This window comes from Oleiphilus sp. HI0123, assembly GCF_001635315.1.
Genome location: NZ_LWGE01001186.1, coordinates 1 through 4,150, shown reverse-complemented (window position 1 = coordinate 4,150; position 4,150 = coordinate 1). Strand labels below are relative to the sequence as shown.

The 4,150-nt window shown below is 47.0% G+C and carries 3 protein-coding genes; 1 reads left to right on the top strand and 2 read right to left on the bottom strand.

Features of this window, described 5'->3' with window-relative positions; translation table 11 throughout:
• Nucleotides 1–864 (bottom strand): efflux RND transporter permease subunit (locus A3761_RS13160; protein WP_197473041.1); only part of this gene is annotated, 864 nt, incomplete at its 3' end.
• Nucleotides 861–2,090 (bottom strand): efflux RND transporter periplasmic adaptor subunit, encoded by a 1,230-nt coding sequence (locus tag A3761_RS13155; protein WP_068513481.1) that lies wholly within the window; start codon nucleotides 2,088–2,090, stop codon nucleotides 861–863. The genes A3761_RS13155 and A3761_RS13160, both read right to left, overlap by 4 nt.
• Nucleotides 2,091–2,208: 118 nt before the next feature.
• On the opposite strand from A3761_RS13155, the gene A3761_RS13150 reads away from it, so the two are divergent.
• Nucleotides 2,209–4,005 (top strand): ABC transporter ATP-binding protein/permease, encoded by a 1,797-nt coding sequence (locus A3761_RS13150; protein ID WP_068513478.1) that lies wholly within the window; start codon nucleotides 2,209–2,211, stop codon nucleotides 4,003–4,005.
• Nucleotides 4,006–4,150 lie beyond the last annotated feature (145 nt).

Below are 4,150 nucleotides of genomic sequence, written 5' to 3'. Positions count from 1 at the left end.
AGCACTTTGCTGACCGACACGATAAACATCGACCAAGGCCGCCGGCCGACCATTAAAGCGGGTCAGTATGGCGCTTTCCTCAAAGCCATCATTAACACTGGCCAAGTCTGCAACCGTGACGCTACTACCATCAGCTCGACTCAGCACAGGAATCTGCTCAAACTCTAGTTTGTTATAAGCCTGCCCACTAGAGCGAATCAGAATTTCACCGCCATTACTTTTTAAGCTTCCGGCAGAGATATCTCTTGAGTGTTGCTGAATCGCCAAAGCCACTTGCGACAGACTCAGTCCATACTTCTGTAATACCCGCTCGTTAACTTCAATGCTAATTTCATAATCACGCACACCGTCTAATTCAACCTGGGTAATCCCTTCAATATCAAGCAATTGATCACGTACATGCTGTGCCTGTTGGCGAATTTCCCGTTCCGATAAATCGCCAGACACCGCGACACTAATAACTTCCCGTTTCCGCTTGCTTAAACTCACCACAGGCCGCTCTGCATCCGCAGGCAAATTATTCACCGCATCAATGCGATTCTTTATTTCTGTTAGCAAAGTCTGTGGGTCGTAGTTGTCATCCAGAGTAATAATCAGAAGGGACTGCCCCTCACTGGCATTACTCACTACATCCTCTATACCCTCTAGGTCTTGCACGGCTTCTTCGAGTTTTATGCTGACACTGGTCTCGACATCTTCTGGCATCGCTCCCGGGATCGCGATGGTGACGCGCACCGAGCGCGGTTCTATACTGGGAAACACCTCCAAAGGAATTGAGAAATGCAATGAGCCTAGACCTAAAGCCAGAATGGTCAGCAACAATAAATTTGCCGCAACATCATTTCGAGCAAACCATGCAATCAAGGTGATTCTCCTTGATGCTTGTCTGCAGCGCCCTCTACTCGCTTATCGATCGCCACGCGCGTACCACTCGTCACTTGCCCCAAAGGTGTTCTAACTAGCAGGTCGCCAATATTTAAACCAGATTCAATCAGGCTAAGTTCCTCATTGCGCCAACGAACGTTTACTTCCCGCCTGGCAAGCACATCCTGTTTTTCTATTTTCTCTACAACATAGACATACGTGCCCTGATAGATCGCCGAATTCGGCACTAATATCGCCTCATCTATAGTTTTCCCTTGTATGTTTGCATGCAAATATTGTCCAACCTTTAGCGCTTGTACCGGCCTTTCCGATTTCTCAGAAGTGAGCGGCTTCACTATTTTTGCCAGCGCATAGATTTGTTGGTTTTCAGCATCAACCAGCGCCTCAGTACCGACAATCATTGCTTGCCAATATTCAGCTGGTACAACTAAGGAGTTCTCGATGCGGACATAAGCTGATGAAGAGGTATCCTGATAGCTCTCTGATGAAGGTAAGTCCAGAAATGCGAGATCCCTACTAGCTATGGGTAAGCTAAGCTCCAAAGACTCACTAGAATAAAGCTCTGCCACGGGCGTGGAAGTACTGATGACACTGCCTTTATTGACGAAGGTTTCTATCAAACGACCATCATAGGGTGCTCGAACTTTAGTTCTTTCCAAGTTTTTCTGCGCCAAGGATAGCTTGGCTTTAGCCGTCTCCAACTTAGCCTTGGCCGCTTTTAGCTGAGGATAACGCAGCGCATAATCACGCGCCGGTGTACTATTGATTTTTTCTTGGGTACGCCAATCCCGAAGTGCTTGCTCGGAACGCGCTTCCTCCTCCGCCAGAGCTAACTCCGCATTAGCCAAATCACTACGCGCAGTTTGCAAGCTCACCTCATATTCAAGCGGATCGATCACCAACAGGACTTGACCCTCTTGGACAAAAGCACCCCGCTGAAAAGCAGGGCTGACCTTTAAAACCTGTCCCGAGACCAGGGACAACAGATTCGTCCGGGTATTAGCCTTCAGAACACCATAGGACTCTACCGTGACCTGAAAGTCCCGAGGCGCTATTTTATCCACTTCGACCAATAAAGGATTTGCCTTTGAAGGACGCCCCTTGCTCGCGGGTGGTTGCGACTGACTTATCTGATAGGCCAACAAAAGGCATAGCAACAACACTACAATTGGCGCTAGTACTTTAACTAATCGCTGAGCTGACAAAACTAAGTTCTCCTAAAATAGAGGGCGTCGAATAGTAAGATCATATCTGATCCATTGCGCTTTGGCACTTATCCCTTTTACGCTACACTAAGCGCTTTCTTTCCTTAGGATACTTCACATGCGCGGTATGCGTTCAGACTTTGACCCCAATCGAGAAATTGACTGGTCAATCATCAAGCAAATCATTCCCTACCTTTTGGAATACAAGCAGCGCATCGCTCTCGCTCTGTTATGTCTGGTTGCAGCAAAAGTCGCTAGCGTTACCATGCCCTTTATTCTCAAGCACGTCGTCGATGACCTAGACCAACAACTAGCTGATAATGAACTATCCCTGCTCGTTGTACCTTTGGGCTTATTACTCGCCTACGGTCTGGTACGGCTGATGAATGTGTTACTAGGCGAAATCCGCGACACCCTATTCGGACGCGTGACCGAAAGAGCGATGCGTCGCGTAGGACTAAAAGTTTTCGAGCACCTTCATGCATTAAGTCTAAGCTTTCACTTGAACCGCCAAACGGGTGGTTTATCTCGCGACATTGAGCGCGGCACAAATGGCATTAGTTTTTTGATGCGCTTTCTGGTGTTTAATATTGTCCCCACCTTTCTCGAACTGTTTCTGGTCATGGGTATTTTATGGCAACAATATCGCTTCGAGTTTGCCTTGATCGTACTGATATCAGTCATCGCCTATGTCTGGTTCTCCAAGACCACCACTGACTGGCGCACCCAGTTTATTCGCGAAGCGAATCAGGCTGACAGCAAAAGTAACACCCGGGCAATTGATAGCCTACTCAACTATGAAACCGTTAAGTACTTTACTAACGAGCAATATGAAGCGGACCTTTACGATAAAGAACTAGAAAAGTGGGAGCAAGCAAAGCGCAAAAACCGTCTCACTTTATTTGCACTGAATGGCGGACAAGCACTGATCATTTCTTCATCGCTAACCGCCATGCTGGTACTGGCAGCTCATGAAGTCAGCACCGGACGTATGACTTTAGGTGATTTCGTATTGGTTAACGCCTTTATGATGCAAATATTCCTACCCTTAAACTTCTTGGGCTTCGTCTATCGAGAGATCAAAAGCTCGATGACCAATATAGAACGTATGTTTGGCCTGCTTAAAGAAGCACCTTTGGTTGTCGACACGCAAAACGCTCAGCCCCTGACAGTATCAAACGGGAAGATCGAGTTTAAAGATATTTCCTTTGCCTATGAGCCAAGTAGAACGATTCTGAGCAATCTCAGTTTTACCGTGCAGCCAGGAGAAAAAGTAGCGCTTGTTGGTAGCAGCGGCGCCGGAAAATCAACTATCGCGAAGCTACTATTTCGTTTTTACGACACCAGCAAAGGTGCGATTCTGATTGATGATCAGAACATTAAGCACTGCGCCCAACACAGTTTGCGCGCAGCGATTGGCGTAGTGCCTCAAGACACCGTTCTATTTAATACCAGCCTGATTGAAAACGTACGCTATGGTCGCCCTGGTGCAAGCGATGCAGAAGTAAAGCACGCAATCGAACTTGCTCATTTGAAAGACTTTGTTGAGGGCTTACCCAAGCAATATGAAACTCAAGTCGGGGAAAGAGGTCTTAAACTTTCCGGTGGCGAGAAACAACGTGTTGCCATTGCCCGAACCATCCTCAAGAACCCGGCAATACTGCTATTTGACGAGGCAACCAGCTCGCTTGATAGCGCATCTGAGTCCGCAGTGATGGAGGCAATCAGAGAAGTATCGGCAGGTAAGAGCAGTCTAGTTATCGCCCACCGCCTTTCCACCGTTGTCGATGCTGATCGTATTATTGTCATTGATAAGGGTGGCGTGGTCGAGCAAGGAAGCCACCACTCTCTTATCAAAGCGCAAGGTCTATATGCCCAATTGTGGGCTTTGCAGCAGAACGAACAAGGTATCTAATTGGTAAGTATTTATAATGTGCATTGCTTATTATACTAAGAAGATAAATATTCTTTAACAGGTTCCCATTGAATGAAGAGCATTACATCCAAAGGCATCGCGATTCGCTTCGTTTTCGCTTTATTACTTGTATTATTGAGCTACA